This is a genomic window from Streptomyces griseoviridis (genome assembly GCF_005222485.1).
Classification (GTDB): Bacteria; Actinomycetota; Actinomycetes; order Streptomycetales; family Streptomycetaceae; genus Streptomyces; species Streptomyces hintoniae.
Genome location: NZ_CP029078.1, coordinates 7,240,040 through 7,259,175, shown reverse-complemented (window position 1 = coordinate 7,259,175; position 19,136 = coordinate 7,240,040). Strand labels below are relative to the sequence as shown.

The window sequence follows — 19,136 nt, the reverse complement described above, 5'->3', positions numbered from 1 at the left end:
TCCGGACGCCCCGCCGCGCGTGCCCCCGCGCGACGGGCGCCGTCGGCTCTTAGCCTCGAAGACATGGGTGATCTCTTCCTCGTCCGGCACGGTGAGACCGAGTGGTCGCGGTCCGGACGGCACACGAGCGCGACGGACGTGCCGCTGACCGAGACCGGCCGCGCCGAGGCGCGCCGGCTGGTGCCGCTGATCCGCTCGCACCGCATCGGCGCCGCGTTCGTCAGCCCGATGCAGCGGGCCCGTGAGACGGCCGAGCTGATCGGGGTGCACGACGCCCGGGTCGACGTGGACCTGCGCGAGTGGGACTACGGCGGCTACGAGGGCGTCACCACCGTCGAGATCCAGCGCACCAGGCCGGACTGGTTCCTGTTCACGGACGGCGTCGCGCCGGGGCCTCCCGAGCATCCCGGGGAGACCCCTGAGCAGGTCGGGGAGCGCGCCGACCGGATGCTCGCCAAGGCGGACGCGGCGCTCGCCAACGCCGAGGGGGTCGTGCTGCTGGTGGCGCACGGCCACTTCCTGCGGGTGCTCACCGCGCGCAGGCTCGGTCTGCCGCCGTCGGCCGGCGCCCTGTTCCAGCTGGCGACCGGCACGGTGTGCCGGCTGTCGACCGAGCACGGGCGCCCGGTGATCTCCGGGTGGAATGTCAGACCCCCGTCGTAGTCTGCGGGTGTGCCTGCCGACCAGGGAGGAGCACGCCGTGACCCGACCACCGACCGCGGCCCAACGCCGCCTCGTCGACGCCGCCGACCCCGTCACCGGACGGCTGCGCGGCACCCCGTCCCAGCTCGCGGCGCTGGTACGGCACGGGCTCGCCTTCCGGCACCCCCGCCCTCCCCACACCCACTTCCTGACACCGGCCGGGCACCGGATACGAGAGGGCGGCGGGGACGGGGGTGCGGGGGCGGGTGCGGGCGCTGGTGCGGCGGACGGAACGGCAGCGGGGCGGCCAGCCTCCGGTACCGGTTCCGACGGCGCGGCGGGCGGGGTGTTCGCCGCGCGGGTGGGCGGTGAGCAGGACCCGCCGGACGCCGGTCCCGCCCGGACGCGCGAGGTGCACAGCGCCTGGCAGGGGCTGCTGGAGCTGCGCCGGATGACCAACACGGACGGCGCGGTCGACCGGCCGTGCGGCTGGGAGCGAGCGCATCTGGTGCGGGCCGCCGCGCTCGCGCTTGAGGCGGCCGGTCACCGCCCGGCCGGGGCCGACCCGCCGGGCTACCGGGTGCGGGCGACCCCGCAGCCGGAGGCCGTCGCCGTCCACGAGCCGGACGCGACGGCGCTGCGGGCCTGCGCTGTCACCCTGGAGCGGGCGGGCTGGCAGGTCGGGGAGTACAGCGAGCCGCGCACCGGGACCCGCTATCTCCTGGCGTCACCGCGCCGGGTGTGAGCAGCGCGCCCGCTCGGGTCCGCCGGCACGGCACCGCACCCCGTCGCCGGCTGACCCGCCCGACCGCCGCTATCCGTCGGCCGGCGCCGGCGGGTGCCCGGTTCCGGTACCTGGGTGATCCGGGTGAGGGTCCTGGAACGCCCCCTTGTGGTCCGTCGCCCACTCCCGGTAGCTGCGCGCCGGCCGCCCCAGGACCTCCGTCATGTCCTCGGTGACGACGGCGTTGCCGCCCTCGCGGACGACGCGGGCGGCGAGCAGGAAGTCCCGCGCGTGGGCCTCGGGCAGCCCCGCCGCGCGGAACCGCGCCGCGTGCTCCTCGGGCGAGAGGTCGTGCAGGCGCACCGGGCGGCCGATGACGTCCGCGAGGACCGCCGCCTGCTCATGGGCGCCCAGCACCTCCGGTCCAGTCAGGGTGTAGGTGCGGCCCGTGTGCCGGGCGTCGAGGAGCGCGGCGACCGCGGCCTCGGCGAGGTCGCGCGGGTCGACGACGCCCTGCCCGCCGTCGCCCATGGAGTTCGGGACGGGGATGCCCTGGCTGATCGCCGGGGCCCAGCCCAGGGTGTTGGAGGCGAAGGAGGAGGGCCGCAGGATCGTCCACTCCAGGCCGCTCGCCCTGACGGCCTCCTCGCCGGGCAGGTGCCAGGTCCCGAACGAGCCGAGACGCGGGTCGCCGGTGGCGATGGCGGAGAGCTTCACGATCCGCCGAACGCCCGCCGCGCGGGCCGCCGCCACCAGACCCTGGTCGTACGGGCCGTCGTCGGGCCCGAACACGCCGACCAGGAAGGCGGCTTCGACGCCCTCGAAGGCGGCCGCGAGCGAGGCCAAGTCGCGGGGGTGGCCCGGCACCGCCCGCACGCCCTCGGGCAGGCTCGCCCGCGCCGGGTCGCGGGTCAGGGCGCGCACCGGCGCCCCGCGGGCCGCGAGGTGTCGTACGACGTCTGTACCTGTGGTGCCGGTGGCACCCGTCACGAGGATCATGGGCACCACGGTGCGCCGGGCGGGGGCGGGAACTCTTGGAGATTCCGGCAGGGTCCCGGGCGCCGGGCGGTGGCGCGGCGCGCTTACCGTGGAGGGGTGCCGAACACCGTGGTCCGACAGGCCCTGCCGACGCCCGAGGCGCTGCGCCCGTGGGTGGCCGGGATCGGCGCGCTGTCCGTGGACGGCGGGCCGACGGAGCCGTTCGCGCATCTGCCGGAGACGGCGACGAAGGTGATCGTGCGCACCGGGGCTGACGGGGTGCACGGCACGCTGGTGGTCGGGCCGCGCGCCCGTGCCCTGTACCGGCGGGGCGGGCGGCACGTCCGCTGTACGGAGGTGCTGCTCACGCCCGGGACGGTCCGCCCGCTGCTCGGGGTGTCCGCGGTCGAACTGGCGGGCAGGGCGGTGGCGTTGGCGGATCTTCCGGGGGCCGCGGCCGGCCGGCTCGCCCGTGACCTGGGGCGGCTCGGCCCGGCCGAGGCGGTGGCCGGGCTCGCCGAGGTGCTGCCCGAGCGGCTGGCCGCGGACAGCGACGGGCCCAGGACGGAGCTGCTGCGGGCCGGAGTGGCCGCGCTGTCGGTGAGGGCCGGGCACCCGCCGGGCCGGGTGAGCGAGGTGGCGCGGGAACTCGCCGTCAGTGAACGGCAGTTGCGCTATCTCTTCGCCGAGGGTGTCGGCCTGTCCCCCAAGCACTTCGCCCGGATCACCCGGCTCCGGGCGGTGCTCGACGGCGCGTCGACCGCCTCGTGGGCCGAACTGGCCGCCGCCACCGGCTACTTCGACCAGGCCCATCTGAGCGCCGATTTCCGTACGTTGATGGGGGTCCCGCCCCGCTCGTACGTCACCGGCAGGCTCCCGACGGCGGCGCTCTGTCCTTCGTCGGGACCGCGCTGAGGGAGCGGACGTTCAGCGGGCCGCCGCGATCTCCTCCCCCGCCTCCATGGGGTGCGTCACGTCCTGGGCGTCGCGCTGGTGGCCCAGGTGGTTGAAGACGAGGTTGAGGACGACGGCCGTCACACAGCCGGTGGAGATGCCGGAGTCGAGGACGATACGGGCCGTCTGCGGGAAGGCGTGGTAGAAGTCGGGGGCGGTGATCGGTATGACGCCGACCGCCAGCGAGACGGCGACGATCAGGATGTTGTTGTCCTTGTCGAGGCCCGCCCTGACCAGCGTCTGGATGCCGCTCGCGGCGACCGAGCCGAACAGCACGACCCCGGCGCCGCCCAGTACGGGGCGGGGCACCACGGCGATCAGGGACGCCGCCACCGGACAGAGCCCCATCAGCACCAGGAACCCGCCGCCGACCGCGACCACGAACCGGCTGCGGACGCGGGTCATCGCGACCAGCCCGATGTTCTGGGCGAACGCGCTGCACATGAAGCCGTTGAAGAGGGGGCTGAGGGCGGAGCCGAGGGTGTCGGCGCGCAGCCCGGCCGCGATGGTCCGCTCGTCGGCGGGGCGTTCCACTATCTCCCCCAACGCCAGCATGTCGGCGGTCGATTCGGTCATCGACACCACCATGACCACGCAGAGCGAGACGATCGCGGCGAGCTGGAACTGCGGTGCGCCGAAGTGGAACGGCGTGGGGAAGCCGATCACGTCCGCGTCCGCGACCGGCCCGAAGTCCGTGACGCCGAACGGGATCGCGACGACGGTGCCCGCGACGAGGCCGAGCAGCACGGCGATCTGTTTGACGAAGCCGCGGGTGAAACGGCGCAGCAGCAGCACGATGAGGAGGGTGGCGGCGGCGAGCCCGAGGTTGGTCTCCGAGCCGTAGTCGGGCGCCGTCGGGACCGGGCCCTGGGCCCAGCCGAAGGCGACCGGCAGCAGGGAGACGCCTATCAGGGTGATGACCGAGCCGGTGACGACCGGCGGGAAGAAACGTACCGCCTTCCCGAAGACGGGGGCGGCGACGAAGCCGAGGAGTCCGGCGACCATGACGGCGCCGAAGATGATCGGCAGCGCGTCGGACTTGTCGTGGGTGGAGGCGGCGATGGCGGTCATCGGGGCGACGCCGGCGAAGGTGACGCCGTTCACGAACGGCAGCCGGGCGCCGATCTTCCAGACGCCGATGGTCTGGAGGAAGGTCGCGAGGCCCGCGGTGAACAGGCAGGCGCCGGTGAGGAAGGTGAGGTCGGCGGCGGAGAGGCCGATGGCGGCGCCGACGATCAGGGGCGGCGCGACGACCCCCGCGTACATGGCGGCCACGTGCTGAAGGCCGGTCGTCGCCATCTTCAGGGCGGGGAGTTTCTCGTCGACCGGGTGGGTCGTGGCTAGCGGGTCGGGGGTCACAGCGGCTCCTCCGGGTGGGTGACGCGTCGGCTCTGACGCGGGTTTCTTGGAGGTGTTGCGTGTGGTCGTGCGGGACCGGTCGTACGTGGAGCGGGACGGTCGACCGTCGCGGGGCGCGCACGTCGGTGCGCGCCCCGGCCGGCCGCCGTGGGCCCGTCGCGGGTCCACGGCTACCGGCCGGGAGCCGTCCCTCCCGGCCGGAGCTGGATGTCCGCCCTGCCGCTCGTGGGCAGGGAAGCGCGGGTGCCGGCACCGCCGTCCCGGGTGGGGGCGGGGCGGCGGCGGGGGTCAGCCCCCGGCGGCCAGGGTCGCGAGCCGTCGGGCCTGGTCACGGGTGGCGCGGGCAATGGCGTCCTCGTCGACGTGCGTCAGGCGTCCGTCCTCGACGATCTGCTGGCCGTCGACGAACGACGCGGTGACCGGGGCCGCCGCGCCGAGGACCAGCGCGGTGACCGGGTCGGCGATGGAGGCGTGGGCCAGGGTGTCCATCCGCCACAGCACCAGGTCGGCGAGCTTGCCCGGCTCAAGGGAGCCGATCTCCGCTGCCCGGCCGAGGACTTGGGCGCCGCCGTAGGTGCCAAGACGCAGCGCCTGACGGGCCGTCAGGGCGGCTTCGCGGTGGGCGCCGAGGCGGTTGATGAGGAGCGCGTTGCGCAGTTCGGTGTGGAGTTCGCCCGACTCGTTCGAGGCGGTGCCGTCCACCCCGAGGCCGACCGGGACGCCGGCCGCGAGCAGGTCGGGGACCCGGGCGATACCGGCCGCGAGGCGGGCGTTGGAGGACGGGCAGTGGGCGACGCCGGTGCGGGTGCGGGCGAACGCGGCGATGTCGGAGTCGTTCATGTGGACGCAGTGCGCCATCCACACGTCGTCACCGAGCCAGCCGGTGGACTCGAAGTAGTCGGTGGGGCCCATGCCGAACAGTTCGTGGCAGAACTTCTCCTCCTCCACCGTCTCGGAGCCGTGGGTGTGCAGCCGCACGCCCAGCCGGCGGGCCAACCGGGCTCCCTCACGCAGGAGTTCGGTGGAGACGGAGAACGGCGAGCAGGGCGCGACGGCGATCTGGGTCATCGCGCCGAAGGAGGCGTCGTGGTGTTCGGCGACGGTCGCCTCGGTGGCGGCGAGGGCACCTTCGAGGGTCTCGACGGCGAAGTCGGGGGGCAGTCCGCCGTCCTTCTCGCTGCGGTCCATGGAGCCGCGGGCGAGGGTGAAGCGGACGCCCGTCTCGCGGGCGGCGCGGATGATGGCGCCGGAGAGGTCGCCCGAGCCCCTCGGGAAGACGTAGTGGTGGTCCATCGCGGTGGTGACGCCGCCGCGGGCCATCATGCCGAGCGAGCCCTGCGCGGCGGCGTACACCATGGGTTCGTCGATGCGCGCCCAGGTCGGATACAGCGCGACCAGCCAGTCGAAGAGGTTGTGGTCGGTGGCGAGGCCCCGGGTGATCCACTGGTAGAAGTGGTGGTGGGTGTTGACCAGGCCGGGGGTGAGGAGGTGGCCGGTGGCGTCGATCCGGCGGACGACGTTCTCCAGGCCCTCGGGGGCCCTGCCCGCGCCGACCGCCTCGATGCGGTTGCCCGCGATCACCACATGCCCGGTGGCGAACTCGGTGTCGTCGGCGTCGACGGTCGCGATCGCGCCGTTCTCGATGACGATGCGCTGGGCTGCTGCCATGGTTCGTCCTTTGCGCTGGAGTGGAGGGCACGGCAGGACCCGGAGGTTTTGAGTGCCGCGGCCGGGGGTCTCCCCGCCGGCCGCGGGTGCCGAGATGCGGTTGCTACAGGTTGCTGAGGTCCACCGGGATGCGCGGCTCGCAGCCGTCCCGCAGGACCGTCGCCTCGATCAGGCCGTAGGGGCGGTCGGCGGCGAGGTAGACCTCGTTGTCGTTCTTCAGCCCGAAGGGCTCCAGGTCGACGAGGAAGTGGTGCTTGTTGGGCAGGGAGAACCGCACCTCGTCGATCTCGGCGCGGTGCTCGATGATCCGCGACCCCATCTCGTACAGGGTCTGCTGGAGCGAGAGGGAGTACGTCTCGGCGAACGCCTGGAGCAGATGGGCGCGGACCTGCCGGTAGGACTCCTCCCAGTCCGGCATCTCCCGCTCGTCGTCGCTCCACGCGAACCGCCACCGGCCGCTGACCTCGGTGGCCAGGATGCGGTCGTACGCCTCGGGCAGCGTCGTGTACTTGTCCTTGACGTAGCCCCAGAACTCGGAGTCGGTCGAGTTCAGGACGGTGAGGTCCTTGAGCCCGGAGACGACCTCCCAGGACGTGCCGTCGTAGGTGATCTGGGTCAGCCGGGTCTCCTGGCCGCTGCGCACGAAGGAGTGCCGGGGCGCGTCGGCGGGGGCGTCGGCGCCGGGGGCGGCGATCCGCTCCCAGGAGTACTCCTCGACGCGGATGCGAGCGCTGTGGATCGACTCCTGCGAGGTCACGAAGTGCCGGGCCAGGTGGATGCCGAACTGCTCGGCGGAGGCCACGCCGTGCTCCTTGGCGAACGCGAACACCGTGTTCTTGGTGGTGTCGGTCGGCAGCACGTTGGCGTTGGATCCGGAGAGGTGGACCTCGTCCATGTCGCCGGAGAGCGCGACGGAGACGTTCAGGTCCTTGATGTGGTGGGTGGCGCCGTCCCGGGTGATCCTGACGACGCGGTTCTCGGCCTTGCCGTACTGGTTCTGACCCAGCGTCACCAGGCGTGCCTGGCGGGCGGGTTCGGTGCGGGCCGGGTGCGGGACGTCGGCGTGCGCAGGGCGGGCAACGTCGGTCATGTCTGCTAGCTCCCTCGGTATACGGAGTAGCCGAACGGGTTGAGCAGCAGCGGTACGTGGTAGTGCTCCCCGGGGTTCACGACGAAGGTGATCGCCACCTCCGGGAAGAACGCGCCGGCACCGCTGTCCCGATTCGCGGGGGCGTCCTGCTGCGCATCGGCTTGGTTCTGGGCTGCTGTCCCGAAGTACGCCTCGACCTCGAAGTCGAGCCGTACCCGGGTGGTTCCCTCCGGCAGCGCCGGCAGGTCCTTGCACCGCCCGTCCGCGTCGGTCGCGGAGCCGCCGAGCGCCTGCCAGTCGGCGGTCGGGCCGCCGCGGGCGGCGAGCCTGACCGTGACGCCGGCGGCGGGGCGGCCGGCGCTGGTGTCCAGGATGTGCGTGGACACCGAGGCCGTGGTGCTGGTGCTCATGCTGGTCTCAGTCCTCTTCGACGAGTCGGGCGAGCCGGATACGGTTGATCTTGCCCAGCTCGGTGCGGACGATCGCGCGTTCTCGCTCCGGCGCGTTGCCGATCCGTTCCCTGACCGCGTCGCGCATCCGCTCGCCGGTCAGTCCGGTGGCGCAGATCAGGAAGACATGGCCGAACTTCTCCTGGTAGGCGAGGTTCAGTTCGAGCATCTCGGCCTTCAGCGCCTCGGAGGCGCCCGCCATGCCGCGCTGCTCGCGGGCGGAGGCGGGGTCGCCCGGCTTGGGGCGGCCGATGGGCGGGTGCCCGGCCATCGCCTCGGCGAGGTCGTCGGCTGTGAGGTCGGCGGTGGCGGCGTCGCTCTCCGTGCGGAGGGCGTCGAGGGTGGGGTAGGGGCGGGCGGCCAGCAGCCGCTTCGCCCAGGTGGCGGAGGCGCACGCCTCGGTGAGGACGGCGAGGGCCGCGTGGTCCGCCAGGTCGTTGAACCGGGCCAGGCCCGGGGGCGTGGAAGTCGACGTCACGGGAGCCTCCGTGGCCGCGAACGGCCGTCGTGCTGAACGGGCTGCGGATAGCTAACGCCCTCGAAAACACGCCGTCAACACTTTGTTGAAAATTCCTGGTTACCTCTCGGAGAGGTGGCACGGCCGTTCACCGGAGCGGGCCCAGGCCCGCCGGACGCCCCGCCCAGAGCGCCCGCGCGCCTTGCCCCGACGGCCCGCGGACCCCGCGGTCGCCCCTCCTCGGACCGGGATGCCGGCCGCCCGCCGACCCGGACGCCGCCCGCCCGCGCACGCACATTCCGGCCACCCGCGACGGCGACCCGGACCGCCCGCGAACCCGGCTAACGGCCCCTGCCGCGCACCCGCCGGCAGAGCGCGGACCAGGACCGGAATCCCGGCCTCCCGCGCGTCGACCGCCCGCCCCCGTCCGCCCCCGTCCTGCCTCAGACGCCCTTCTCGCGGTTGAGGTAGTTGTAGACGGTGAAGCGGCTGACGCCGAGGGCGCTCGCCACCGTTTCCACTCCGTGGCGCACGGAGAAGGCGCCGCGCGCCTCCAGCGCCCTGACGACCTCCTGCTTGGCCTTGCGGTCGAGGTCGGCGAGGGGCTTGCCGCGGGCGCGCTCCATGGCGGCCAGGATGTGGTCGAGGGAGTCGGCGAGCTGCGGCAGCCGTACCGCGACCGCCTCGGCGCCCTCCCAGGAGAGGACCACGTCGTCGGGTCCGGCCTCGCCGGGCGGCACCATCTCCCCGCCCATCGCGTCGACCAGCGGTTTCACCGCGGCGAGGAAGGACTCGTGGCCGGCTCGGGTCACCTGCCGTCCTCCCCGACCACGTTGACCTGGAGCGAGATCCGGGTGGCGCCCGCCTCCAGGCTCCGCCGCAGCAGCGTGTCGACGGCGCCGAGCACCGCGTCGGCCGCGCCCTCCGCCGTGTTGCCGAACGGCCCCACGTCCACCGCGTCGAGCGCGGCCGACTCGATGACCTCGCGGGCGACCAGCGCGTGCGCCGGTGCCTCGTCGAGGTCGAAGGGTTCGGTGGTGAACTCCACCCGCAATCGCATCCTGCCCCCAAACGGTCCTGGCCTGCGCGTCCGCCCGGATCGCCCGCGGTGAGGCCACACGGGGACGGCACCCGGGGGCGCCCAGCGACTCTAGCCGAAGGCCGCGCGCCCGACGGGAGCGGCGAGCGACGGGCGAAGCGGCCCTGACCTCTTGACAAGCCTCCCCTCTCGACGGCAATCTTCCGTTAAGCAGAAACAAACTTCCGCAATATGGAATTACCGAACGGCGGAACGACGACAACGGAAGGGAGCGCGGCCCCGATGGGATTCGCAGACCAGCGCTTCAACGTCAACCTGTCGATCCTCTTCACCGAACTCCCGCTCCTGGAGCGCCCCGCGGCCGCCGCCGCGGCCGGTTTCTCCGCGGTCGAGCTGTGGTGGCCCTGGGTCGACTCCCCCACCCCCGAGCGGTCCGAGCTCGACGCCCTGAAGCGGGCCGTCGAGGACGCGGGCGTCCAGCTCACCGGCCTGAACTTCTACGCCGGCCGGCTGCCCGGCCCCGACCGCGGCGCCCTGTCGATCCCGGGCGAGGAGTCGGAGCGGTTCCGCGCCAACATCGACGTGGCCGCCGACTTCGCCCGCTCGCTCGGCTGCACGGCCCTCAACGCGCTGTACGGCAACCGCGTCGACGGCGTGGACCCGGCCGAGCAGGACGCGCTGGCGCTGGCCAACCTGGTCCTCGCGGCCCGCGCCGCCGACCGGATCGGCGCCGTCCTCCTCGTCGAGGCGCTCAACCTGCCGGAGTCGCCGCGCTACCCGCTGGTGTCGGCGCCGGCCGCCGTCGAGGTCGTCGACCGGGTCAACGAGGCGTCCGGCCTCGGCAACGCGCGCTTCCTGATGGACCTTTACCACCTGTCCATGAACGGCGAGGACCTGCCGGCCGTGATCGAGCGCTACGCGTCCAGGACCGGCCACGTACAGATCGCCGACAACCCCGGCCGGGGCGCACCGGGCACCGGCACCCTCCCCCTGGAAGACCTCCTCGACCGGCTGGCGAAGGCCGGTTACGAGGGCTGGGTGGGTCTCGAGTACAAGCCGGGCGACCGCCCGAGCGCCGAGTCCTTCGACTGGCTCCCGCGCACCGCCCGCTGAACTCCCCGCCCAGGCACCGCAGTCAGAGAGGTACCCCGACATGAGCACGCTCCCCCGCATCGCCTGGATAGGTCTCGGCATCATGGGCTCCCCCATGTCCGAGAACCTGATCAAGGCCGGTTACGACGTCACCGGCCACACCCTCGAGCAGGACAAGCTGGACCGGCTGACCGCCGCGGGCGGCACCGCGGCGGCCTCGATCGCCGAGGCGGTGCGGGACGCCGACGTCGTCATCACGATGGTGCCCGCCTCCCCGCAGGTCGAGGCCATCGCGTACGGCCCCGACGGCATCCTCGCGCACGCCCGTTCCGGCGCCCTGCTGATCGACATGTCGTCGATCACCCCGCAGACCTCGATCGACCTGGCGAAGGCCGCGCGGGAGAAGGGGATCAGGGTCCTGGACGCGCCCGTGTCCGGCGGTGAGGCCGGGGCCGTCGAGGCGGTCCTGTCCATCATGGTCGGCGGCGAACAGGCCGACTTCGACGCGGCGAAGCCGATCCTCGACGCCCTCGGCAGGACCATCGTGCTCTGCGGTCCGCACGGCTCGGGCCAGACCGTGAAGGCCGCCAACCAGCTGATCGTCGCCGTGAACATCCAGGCGTGCGCGGAGGCCGTGGTGTTCCTGGAGAAGTCGGGCGTGGACCTGAAGGCCGCGCTCGACGTCCTCAACGGCGGGCTGGCCGGCTCCACCGTGCTGACCCGCAAGAAGGACAACTTCCTGGCCCGCGACTTCAAGCCGGGCTTCCGGATCGACCTGCACCACAAGGACATGGGCATCGTCACCGAGGCGGCCCGCACGGTCGGCGCCGCGCTGCCGGTCGGGGCCGTGGTCGCCCAACTCGTCGCGAGCCTGCGGGCGCAGGGCGACGGCGGGCTCGACCACTCGGCGCTGCTGCGGTCCGTGGAACGCCTGTCCGGCAGCCAGGTCTGAGCGGCGCCCACCACACTTCCGGGCGGCGCAGGCGCTGACATCTGTCCTGTCGCGCCCAGGCGTCGGCGCCGCCCGGAATCCCACCACCCGAATCCCGGGTCCCCGCAGGGAAGGGGACGACGGGACGACGGTGACCCGTCGGTTCCCGCGGGGGAGCCGACCCACGAACAGCCCGCACGGACGGCCGGCCCGGATGAGGGGTGACCGGCCGGACGGAAGCGGGCGGGGCGAGGGCCGCGGCGGTACGTGAGCCAGTGCGGTGGTGAAGGCCCGGATCTCCTTCCTCGACCTGAGAGGAACGAGACCCGGCGCCGTCACGGCCGCCGCGGTCCCTGCCACTTCCCGATCCCGTCCGGCGGCGCGAACGACCTGTCGCGCCCAGCCTCGCGCCGTCGGACGGCACCACCTCCCCTCCCCACCGGCCAGGGCGCCGGACGCGGTTCCTCCCGCGTCCGGCGCCCTTCCCTGTGCCGCGACGGCCGCGGCACCACGACCACGAGGGCGGCCCGTCCACCGGACGGGCCGCCCTCGTACGCCGTGCCGCGCGCTCAGACCTTCAGGGTCCTGATCGACGTCGGCGCGTGGCCGGGCTCGGTGGCGACCTCCTCGAACTCGACGACGGCGGAGATGTCGTTGGTGGTCGACATCGCGATGTTCGTGACCCGCTCCAGGATCGCCTCGACGACGACCGGCACCCGGAACTCGGCGGCGAGCTTCTTCGCCTGCTCGAAGGCGGCTCCCAGCTCACCCGGGTCGGTCACCCGGATCGCCTTGCAGCCGAGGCCCTCGGCGACCTTGACGTGGTCGACGCCGTACACGCCCAGCTCGGGCGAGTTGACGTTCTCGAACTCCAGGTTGACCTGGAAGTCGATGTCGAAGGCCCGCTGCGCCTGGCGGATCAGGCCCAGGTAGGAGTTGTTGACCAGGACGTGCACATAGGGGATGCGGTGCTGCGCGCCGACCGCCAGCTCCTCGATCATGAACTGGAAGTCGTAGTCGCCGGAGAGCGCGACGACCTGCGCCTCGGGGTCGGCCTTGGCGACGCCGAGCGCGGCCGGGATCGTCCAGCCGAGCGGGCCGGCCTGGCCGCAGTTGATCCAGTGCCGCGGCCTGAAGACGTGCAGCATCTGGGCGCCCGCGATCTGCGAGAGGCCGATGGTGGAGACGTACCGGGTCTCCGGTCCGAACGCCTTGTTCATCTCCTCGTAGACCCGCTGCGGCTTGATGGGGACGTCGTCGAAGTGGGTGCGGCGCTGGAGGGTCGCCTTCTTCTCCTGGGCGAGCGCGGCCCACGCCGAGCGCTCCTTGAGCCGCCCGTCCGCCTTCCACTCCCGCGCCACCTCGACGAAGAGCTGGAGGGCCGCCTTGGCGTCGGAGGCGATGCCGAACTCGGGGGCGAAGATCCGGCCGATCTGGGTGGGCTCGATGTCGACGTGCACGAAGGTGCGGCCCGCCGTGTAGACGTCGAGCCTGCCGGTGTGCCGGTTGGCCCAGCGGTTGCCGATGCCGAGGACGAAGTCGGACTCGAGGAACGTCGCGTTGCCGTAGCGGTGCGAGGTCTGGAGGCCGACCATGCCGGCGTTCAGCTCGTGGTCGTCGGGCAGCAGGCCCCAGCCCATCAGGGTCGGGACGACCGGCGTCCCCGTCAACTCGGCGAACTCGACGAGGAGTTCGGCCGCGTCCGCGTTGACGACCCCGCCGCCGGCCACGATCAGCGGGCGCGCGGAGGCGTTGAGCAGCGCGAGCGCCTTCTCGATCTGGGCGCGGCTCGCGGTGGGCCGGTAGACGGGCAGCGGCTGGTACGTCTCGGGGTCGAACTCGATCTCCGTCTGCTGGACGTCGATCGGCAGGTCGATCAAAACGGGTCCTGGGCGCCCCGAGCGCATCAGGTGGAACGCCTGCTGGAAGGCGCCGGGGACCTGCGCGGCCTCCAGGACGGTGATCGCCATCTTGGTGACGGGGCCCGCGATCGACGCGATGTCGACGGCCTGGAAGTCCTCCTTGTGGATCACCGCGGTCGGGGCCTGTCCCGTGATGCACAGGATCGGGATCGAGTCACCGAGGGCCGAGTACAGGCCGGTGATCATGTCGGTGCCGGCCGGCCCCGAGGTGCCGACGCAGACGCCGATGTTGCCCGGGTGGGTGCGGGTGTAGCCCTCGGCCATGTGCGAGGCGCCCTCGACGTGCCGGGCGAGCGTGTGCTGGATGCCTCCTGCGGCCTTGAGCGCCGCGTAGAAGGGGTTGATCGCCGCGCCGGGGACACCGAACGCGTTCCGGACGCCCTCACGCTTGAGGATCTCAACTGCCGCGCGGGCAGCGGTCATTCGAGCCATCGAGTACTCCTGGTCGGCCTGTCGGAATCGCACTCCCGTCGCGCCCCGCGGTGAGATTATCTTCCGTACTTTTTCCGTATCATGGAAAGTAACTTCTACTATCTGGAAACAATGTAGGGGGAGGCCGAAAACCCGTCAAGAGACGGGCAAGCGGCCACGACGGGAGGGACGGAGGAGGAGCATGGGGGTGCGGTCCTGTTGCGACGCCCGTCAGCGGCGTCCTGTCGCGACGCCTTGGAGTGGGCCATGCCCGAGAGCGTGCCGGTGCTCTGCCCGGCCTGCCGACGTCGGCACCGGTACGGCGCGCCGTCCTACCCGTGCGTGTGCGGCGCCCCGGTCGCGCCGCCGCTCGATCCGCACGCGACGCCCGTGGTGGTCGGGGACCGGGTGTGGGACGAGGACTGGATCGCCGTGCGCTGCGCGTCCTGCGGACGCCAGGACCAGTGGCCGCACCCGGAACTGGGCTGCCCGTGCGGCACGTCGCTGCGCATACCGGTGGCCGAACGCGCCGGCCCGCCCGAGGAGGGCGTAAGCGCGGAGCCCGGGGAGGACGGCGAGAGCGGCCCGGAGGACGGGAACGGTGAGGGCGGCGGGGGCGGCGAGAGCGGCCCGGACGGCGGGAAGGGCGGGCGTCCGGTTTCCGGGCCGCCGGTCTCCGGCACCCCGCGCCGGGCCTTCCAGCCGGTCACCATCCGTACCGCCCGGGACGCCGTGACGGCCGCCGCGCTGTATCTGCGGTGGCTCGGCTACCAGGACATCCGGCGGGCCGACCAGCGGCCGCCGTCCGGCATAGGTCTGGCCGCGCGCGGCCTGCTCGCGCAGGTCGACCCGACCGTGCACCCGGCCTCGCCGCGGGACGTGGAGTGCCTGTGGCTGACGGCGATGACGGAGTCGGCGGAGTGCGTCTACTTCTCCCTCGCCGGGTACGCCGAGGACGCCCGCCACCGCGCCGACGACCTGGGCGTGCCCCTCTTCGTCCTGGACCTCACCGGCACCCCGCAGCCGGTCAACGGCCTCGCGGACGAGCTGGGCGCCACGGACCCCGACTGACCCCGTGCGCGGCCCCTCCGGCGGCTACCGCGTGGCGTACCGCTCCCGCAGCTCGACCTTGCGCACCTTCCCCGACACCGTCATCGGGAAGGCGTCCAGGACGCTCAGCCGGGTCGGCGTCTTGTAGTGGGCGAGCCGGCCGTCGCAGTAGCCGCGCAGCTCGTCGAGGGTCGGCGGGTCGGCCGGGTCGCGCGGCACGACGCAGGCCAGGACCTCCTCGCCGTACCGCTCGTGCGGGACGCCGACGACCTGGACGTCCGCGACCTTCGGGTGGCCGTGGAGGAACTCCTCTATCTCCCGCGGGTAGATGTTCTCGCCACCCCGGATGATCATGTCCTTGATGCGGCCGACTATCTCCACATAGCCGTCCTCGCGCATCAGGGCGAGGTCGCCGGTGTGCATCCAGCGGCCCTGGTCGACGACCTCGGCGGTCTTCCCCGGCTCGTTCCAGTAGCCGAGCATCACGCTGTAGCCGCGGGTGCACAGCTCCCCCGCCTCGCCGCGCGGCCTGGTGGTCCCGGTGGCCGGGTCGACGACCTTGACCTCCAGGTGGGGCAGGACCCGGCCGACGGTGCCCGTGCGGTGGTCGAGGTCGTCGTCCCTGCGGGTCTGGAGGGAGACCGGGGAGGTCTCCGTCATGCCGTAGCAGATGGAGACCTCGGCCATGTGCATCTCGGCGACCACCCGCTTCATCACCTCGACCGGGCAGGGCGAGCCCGCCATGATGCCGGTCCGCAGCGACGACAGGTCGTAGCTGTCGAAGTCGGGGAGGTTCAACTCCGCTATGAACATGGTGGGGACGCCGTACAGGGAGGTGCAGCGCTCCTGCCCGACCGCCTCCAGGGTGGCCCGCGGTTCGAAGGACGGCGCCGGGATCACCACGCAGGCGCCGTGCGAGGTGGCCGCGAGGTTGCCCATCACCATGCCGAAGCAGTGGTAGAAGGGCACCGGCAGACAGATCCGGTCCTGCTCGGTGTAGGCGATCGACTCCCCCACGAAGTACCCGTTGTTGAGGATGTTGTGGTGGGAGAGGGTGGCGCCCTTCGGGAAGCCGGTGGTGCCCGAGGTGTACTGGATGTTGATGGGGTCGTCGCAGGACAACCCGGCCTGCCGGGCGCGGAGTTCGTCCTGCCGGTCGGCGGTGCCCAGCGCGGTGAAGGCGGCCCAGCCCGGGTCGCCGATGTAGACGGCCCGCCGCAACTGCGGGCACGTCGGGCGGACTTCGTCGACCATCGCCCGGTAGTCGCTGCCCTTGTGGCTCAGCGACGCGAACAGCAGCGAGACGCCCGCCTGTCGGAGGACGTACCCGACCTCGTGGGTGCGGTAGGCCGGGTTGATGTTCACCATGATCGCGCCGACCCGGGCGGTGGCGTACTGGACGAGCACCCACTCGGCGCAGTTGACCGCCCAGATCCCCACCCGGTCGCCCTGTGCGACGCCGTCGGCGAGCAGCGCGCGGGCCAGCCGGTCGACGTCGGCGGCGAACTCCCGGTACGTCCAGCGGCGTTCGGACGGCACGTCGACGAGCGCCTCGCGGTCCGGCCAGGCGGCGACCGCCCGGTCGAGGTGGGCGCCGATGGTGTCGCCCAGCAGCGTCGTGGCGCTCGTCCCGTGCGCGTAGGACGGTATCGCCGTCACCTGAAGTCCTCCTCGCGGTACTCGTCGGTGGAGCCGGCCGCCGTCGCCTCGCGCAGCTCGATCCGGCGGATCTTGCCCGAGACGGTCTTGGGCAGCGGGGCGAACTCGATGCGGCGGATGCGCTTGTAGGGCGCGAGGACCTCACGGGCGTGCTCGAACAGCACCTTCGCGGTGTCCGGTCCCGGCTGCCAGCCCTCGGCGAGGACGATGTACGCCTTAGGCACCGCGAGCCGCACCGGGTCGGGCGCGGGCACCACGGCCGCCTCCGCGACCGCCTCGTGCTCCAGGAGCGCGCTCTCCAGCTCGAACGGGCTGATCTTGTAGTCGGACGCCTTGAAGACGTCGTCGCTGCGGCCGATGTAGGTCAGGTAGCCGTCCTCGTCGCGGGAGGCGACGTCGCCGGTGCGGTAGTAGCCGCCGGCCATCGCCTCCGCCGTCCGGTCCGGGTCGCCGTGGTAGCCGGTCATCAGGCCGACCGGGCGGGTGGACAGGTCGAGGGCGATCTCGCCCTCGGTGGCGCCCGGCGCTCCGCTGATCGGGTCGAGGAGGGTGACCCGGTAGCCGGGGCTCGGGCGGCCCATGGAGCCCGTCTTCAGCTCCTGGCCCGGACTGTTGGAGACCTGGACGGCGGTCTCGGTCTGTCCGAAGCCGTCGCGGATGGTGACGCCCCAGTTCCGTCTGACCTGTTCGATGACCTCGGGGTTGAGGGGTTCGCCCGCGGCCAGCGCCTCCCTCGGCGGGGTGCGCAGTTGGGTCAGGTCGGCCTGGATGAGCATGCGCCAGACAGTCGGTGGCGCGCAGAAGGTGGTGACGCCCGCGCGGTCCATCTCGGCCATCAGGCGGACCGGGTCGAAGCGGGTGTAGTTGTGGATGAAGACGGTCGCCTCGGCGTTCCACGGCGCGAACAGGTTGGACCAGGCGTGCTTGGCCCAGCCGGGCGAGGAGATGTTGAGGTGGACGTCGCCCGGACGCAGCCCGATCCAGTACAGGGTGGCCAGATGGCCGATCGGGTACGAGGTGTGGGTGTGCTCGACGAGCTTGGGGCGGTCGGTGGTGCCCGAGGTGAAGTAGAGCATCAGCGGGTCGTCGGCGAGGGTCGGGCCGTCGGGCACGAACGCGTCGGTGGTGGCGTAGGCGTCCTCGTACGGCTCCCAGCCGTCCTCGGGCAGGCCGCCGACGGAGATCCGGGTCCAGCCGCCGGGCACGTCGGCGAACTTGGCGGTGTCCTCGGCGCGCGCGATCACGTGCTTGACCCGGCCGCGGGCGACCCGGTCGCGCAGGTCCGCGGGGCCGAGCAGCGGGGTCGCGGGGACGACGACGGCGCGCAGCTTCATCGCGGCCAGCGCGGTCTCCCACAACTCGGCCTGGTTGCCGAGCATGACGAGGATCCGGTCCTCGGCGGCGACGCCCCGCGCGCGCAGCCAGCAGGCCACCCGGTCGGAGCGGGCGGAGAGTTGGGCGAAGGACAGCTTCAGCTCGGAGCCGTCCTCCTCGACGATGTGCAGGGCGGTGCGGTCGTTGCCGTCGGCGATGGCGTCGAACCAGTCGAGCGCCCAGTTGAAGTGTGCGGGTCGGGGCCAGTCGAAGCCCTCGTACGCCGTCACGTAGTCCTCGCGGTGCTCCAGTAGGAAGTCCCGCGCGCTACGGAAGGCCTCCGTCGCCGTCGTCATCTGTGCTCTGTCCTCCTCATACCGGACCATTGCCGGGCGGCTCTCTGTCATCGTGTAATCCGTGATGCACGTCTCACTACCCCCGGACGGGGGTGTGGCCGCGGGAAAGGGCGAGCGGGTGACAGGTGATGCGACGGGGGCGGTGGAGATTCACACCGCGTTGCTGCGGCTTCGGCACACCACGGGTCTGCCGGTCGCCTTCGGCGGCCTGGTGGAGTCGGGCGGTCCCCGGATACGCATCAGTGAGCTGTGCGGCACGGCCACGCCCGCGCTGAGCGCCCTCGCGGTGACCGCGGGCAACGGCCTCGGCGGCAAGGCGGTCGCGCTGGCCAGGCCGTGCGCGGTGACGGACTACTCGGCGTCGCGGCAGATCAGCCACGAGTACGACGTCCCGGTGGCGGCCGAGGGGTTGCGCTCGGTGCTCGCGGTGCCCGTGGTGGTGCGGCGGCGGGTGCGCGGGGTGCTGTACGGGGCGCTGCGCACGGCCGAGCCGCTGGGTGACCGGGCGCTGGGCGCGGCGATGGCGGCGGCGCGGGACGTCGAACAGGCGTTGGTGGTGCGGGAGGAGGCGCGCGGGCTGCTGGTGGCCGCGCAGTCGGCGTCCGAGCCGGATCTCGCGGCGGGCGCGGTGCGCGAGCAGGTGCGGGAGGCGCACGCGGCGCTGCGCGCGCTGGCCCCGCGGATCGCGGATCCGTCGCTGCGGGCCGAACTCCTCGACGTGTGCGGGCTGCTGGCGCCGAGGTCGCGGGTGCCTGGGCCGGTGCTCGCGCCGCGTGAGCTGGATGTCCTGTCGTGGGTGGCCGCGGGGGCGACGAACGCGCTCGCGGCGGAGCGGCTCGGGGTGCGGGCGGAGACGGTGAAGGGGTATCTCCGGTCCGCCATGCGGAAGTTGGGGGCGCACACCCGGGGTGAGGCGGTCGCGGCGGCGCGGCGGGCGGGGGTGTTGCCGTAGGTGTGCCAGGACCCGGGCGTGGGCATTCTATTCATTCGGGCGTGCTTTGAATTTCCCTATGCCCGGCCGCTGTTATATCCCTCACCATG

The 19,136-nt window shown here is 72.8% G+C and carries 18 protein-coding genes; 7 read left to right on the top strand and 11 right to left on the bottom strand.

The features are described 5' to 3' along the window. Nucleotides 1–63 precede the first annotated feature (63 nt). Both DDJ31_RS31445 and DDJ31_RS31440 read left to right on the top strand, forming a co-directional pair. Nucleotides 64–663 carry a histidine phosphatase family protein gene (locus DDJ31_RS31445; protein ID WP_127177028.1) on the top strand — a complete coding sequence of 200 codons (600 nt, stop codon included), beginning with the start codon at nucleotides 64–66 and terminating at the stop codon, nucleotides 661–663. 37 nt (nucleotides 664–700) lie between these two features. Continuing rightward, nucleotides 701–1,387: a hypothetical protein gene (locus DDJ31_RS31440; RefSeq protein ID WP_127177029.1), complete on the top strand. Its 687-nt coding sequence runs from the start codon at nucleotides 701–703 to the stop codon at nucleotides 1,385–1,387. A 69-nt stretch (nucleotides 1,388–1,456) separates the two neighbouring features. Here DDJ31_RS31440 and DDJ31_RS31435 read toward each other — a convergent pair whose 3' ends face one another. Beyond that, nucleotides 1,457–2,365: an NAD(P)H-binding protein gene (locus DDJ31_RS31435; RefSeq protein ID WP_127177030.1), complete on the bottom strand. Its 909-nt coding sequence runs from the start codon at nucleotides 2,363–2,365 to the stop codon at nucleotides 1,457–1,459. Between the two features lie 96 nt (nucleotides 2,366–2,461). On the opposite strand from DDJ31_RS31435, the gene DDJ31_RS31430 reads away from it, so the two are divergent. Further along, entirely contained in the window at nucleotides 2,462–3,259 is a 798-nt protein-coding gene (locus tag DDJ31_RS31430) for a helix-turn-helix domain-containing protein (protein ID WP_127177031.1), read from the top strand. 12 nt (nucleotides 3,260–3,271) lie between these two features. On the opposite strand, the gene DDJ31_RS31425 is transcribed toward DDJ31_RS31430, so the two are convergent. The 7 genes from DDJ31_RS31425 to DDJ31_RS31395 form a co-directional block, all read right to left on the bottom strand. Continuing rightward, the gene (locus tag DDJ31_RS31425; protein WP_127182513.1) at nucleotides 3,272–4,597 is read right to left on the bottom strand and encodes a nucleobase:cation symporter-2 family protein; all 1,326 of its coding nucleotides are present in this window, start codon (nucleotides 4,595–4,597) and stop codon (nucleotides 3,272–3,274) included. Nucleotides 4,598–4,945: 348 nt separating this feature from the next. Further along, nucleotides 4,946–6,325, bottom strand: coding sequence for an 8-oxoguanine deaminase (locus tag DDJ31_RS31420; RefSeq protein ID WP_127177032.1), 1,380 nt, complete (start codon nucleotides 6,323–6,325; stop codon nucleotides 4,946–4,948). A 103-nt stretch (nucleotides 6,326–6,428) separates the two neighbouring features. Further along, nucleotides 6,429–7,340 (bottom strand): factor-independent urate hydroxylase, encoded by a 912-nt coding sequence (pucL, locus tag DDJ31_RS31415; RefSeq protein ID WP_431029146.1) that lies wholly within the window; start codon nucleotides 7,338–7,340, stop codon nucleotides 6,429–6,431. An 80-nt stretch (nucleotides 7,341–7,420) separates the two neighbouring features. After that, the gene (gene uraH / locus DDJ31_RS31410; RefSeq protein WP_127177034.1) at nucleotides 7,421–7,825 is read right to left on the bottom strand and encodes a hydroxyisourate hydrolase; all 405 of its coding nucleotides are present in this window, start codon (nucleotides 7,823–7,825) and stop codon (nucleotides 7,421–7,423) included. Nucleotides 7,826–7,832: 7 nt separating this feature from the next. Beyond that, on the bottom strand, nucleotides 7,833–8,342 hold the full coding sequence (gene uraD, locus DDJ31_RS31405) for a 2-oxo-4-hydroxy-4-carboxy-5-ureidoimidazoline decarboxylase (protein WP_127177035.1): 510 nt from the start codon (nucleotides 8,340–8,342) through the stop codon (nucleotides 7,833–7,835). A gap of 422 nt (nucleotides 8,343–8,764) precedes the next feature. Further along, nucleotides 8,765–9,133 carry a helix-turn-helix domain-containing protein gene (locus tag DDJ31_RS31400; protein WP_127177036.1) on the bottom strand — a complete coding sequence of 123 codons (369 nt, stop codon included), beginning with the start codon at nucleotides 9,131–9,133 and terminating at the stop codon, nucleotides 8,765–8,767. After that, nucleotides 9,130–9,381, bottom strand: coding sequence for a hypothetical protein (locus tag DDJ31_RS31395; protein ID WP_127177037.1), 252 nt, complete (start codon nucleotides 9,379–9,381; stop codon nucleotides 9,130–9,132). The genes DDJ31_RS31400 and DDJ31_RS31395 overlap by 4 nt, the downstream gene beginning before the upstream one ends. A gap of 261 nt (nucleotides 9,382–9,642) precedes the next feature. Between DDJ31_RS31395 and DDJ31_RS31390 the strand changes: the two genes are divergently transcribed. Both DDJ31_RS31390 and DDJ31_RS31385 read left to right on the top strand, forming a co-directional pair. Beyond that, the gene (locus DDJ31_RS31390) at nucleotides 9,643–10,473 is read left to right on the top strand and encodes a TIM barrel protein (protein WP_127177038.1); all 831 of its coding nucleotides are present in this window, start codon (nucleotides 9,643–9,645) and stop codon (nucleotides 10,471–10,473) included. A gap of 40 nt (nucleotides 10,474–10,513) precedes the next feature. After that, nucleotides 10,514–11,404, top strand: coding sequence for a 2-hydroxy-3-oxopropionate reductase (locus DDJ31_RS31385; protein ID WP_127177039.1), 891 nt, complete (start codon nucleotides 10,514–10,516; stop codon nucleotides 11,402–11,404). A 548-nt stretch (nucleotides 11,405–11,952) separates the two neighbouring features. On the opposite strand, the gene gcl is transcribed toward DDJ31_RS31385, so the two are convergent. Beyond that, nucleotides 11,953–13,737, bottom strand: a complete 1,785-nt coding sequence (gene gcl, locus DDJ31_RS31380) for a glyoxylate carboligase (RefSeq protein ID WP_127177040.1) — start codon at nucleotides 13,735–13,737, stop codon at nucleotides 11,953–11,955. 246 nt (nucleotides 13,738–13,983) lie between these two features. On the opposite strand from gcl, the gene DDJ31_RS31375 reads away from it, so the two are divergent. After that, nucleotides 13,984–14,787: a hypothetical protein gene (locus tag DDJ31_RS31375; RefSeq protein ID WP_127177041.1), complete on the top strand. Its 804-nt coding sequence runs from the start codon at nucleotides 13,984–13,986 to the stop codon at nucleotides 14,785–14,787. A gap of 24 nt (nucleotides 14,788–14,811) precedes the next feature. Here the strand turns inward: DDJ31_RS31375 and DDJ31_RS31370 are convergent, their stop codons facing one another. Both DDJ31_RS31370 and DDJ31_RS31365 read right to left on the bottom strand, forming a co-directional pair. Next, on the bottom strand, nucleotides 14,812–16,425 hold the full coding sequence (locus tag DDJ31_RS31370) for an AMP-binding protein (RefSeq protein ID WP_240677996.1): 1,614 nt from the start codon (nucleotides 16,423–16,425) through the stop codon (nucleotides 14,812–14,814). Further along, a complete protein-coding gene (locus DDJ31_RS31365; RefSeq protein WP_127177042.1) occupies nucleotides 16,422–18,095 on the bottom strand; it encodes an AMP-binding protein in 1,674 nt (557 codons plus the stop codon). Before DDJ31_RS31365 ends, DDJ31_RS31370 begins: the two co-directional genes overlap by 4 nt. Before the next feature lie 118 nt (nucleotides 18,096–18,213). Between DDJ31_RS31365 and DDJ31_RS31360 the strand changes: the two genes are divergently transcribed. After that, the gene (locus DDJ31_RS31360; RefSeq protein ID WP_127177043.1) at nucleotides 18,214–19,047 is read left to right on the top strand and encodes a LuxR C-terminal-related transcriptional regulator; all 834 of its coding nucleotides are present in this window, start codon (nucleotides 18,214–18,216) and stop codon (nucleotides 19,045–19,047) included. Nucleotides 19,048–19,136 lie beyond the last annotated feature (89 nt).